The sequence below is a fragment of the Anaerotignum faecicola genome (assembly GCA_024460105.1).
Lineage (GTDB): Bacteria > Bacillota > Clostridia > Lachnospirales > Anaerotignaceae > JANFXS01.
Map to the genome: position 1 here is coordinate 1 of JANFXS010000089.1, position 572 is coordinate 572.

Here is a 572-nt window from a genome sequence, read left to right on the forward strand (position 1 = left end):
GGCTGATATCCTTCATGGGCTGACCGACCGGACCATCGTGGTAACCGGTTACCGCGGAGAGGAAGTAGAAGCGCATTTATCCGGCTGCCATGCAGACACAGTCAGAAATCCGGCCTTTGCGGAAGGGATGTTCACCTCCGTAAAGGCCGGGATTCTGGCTCTTGACCGGGACGTATCGGCATTTCTGATTCTGCCGGTAGACTACCCGCTGGTAACGCGTAAACTGATTGCAGATCTGATAGAAGAATTTCAGCGTTCGGAGCCCCTCGTCCTGTATCCCTCTTTCTCCATGCGCAAGGGCCATCCTCCGGTTATTTCGTCTGCCTGCATTCCTGGGATTCTCTCTTATCAGGGCGGCGCGGGACTCAAGGGGGCGCTGACACCGTTTAACGGCGGGGCGGAGTATTTCTCCGCAGAAGATGAGACCTGTATCATCGATATGGACACGCCGGAGGACTATAAAAAAGTACTGGCACTGGTTTCCAAAGCCTCTAATGGTACTGCGGCTCCAGAAAGTTTAAGGTAAAATGTGCCTTTCCCTGATCATCCAGTTCCATAATCATAAACGACGG

At 53.1% G+C, this 572-nt stretch carries 1 protein-coding gene; it reads left to right on the top strand.

Annotated features, from left to right (window positions below; genetic code table 11):
- Nucleotides 1-526, top strand: a 526-nt coding sequence (locus NE664_12900) for a nucleotidyltransferase family protein (protein MCQ4727532.1), incomplete at its 5' end; no start/stop codon positions are given.
- Nucleotides 527-572 lie beyond the last annotated feature (46 nt).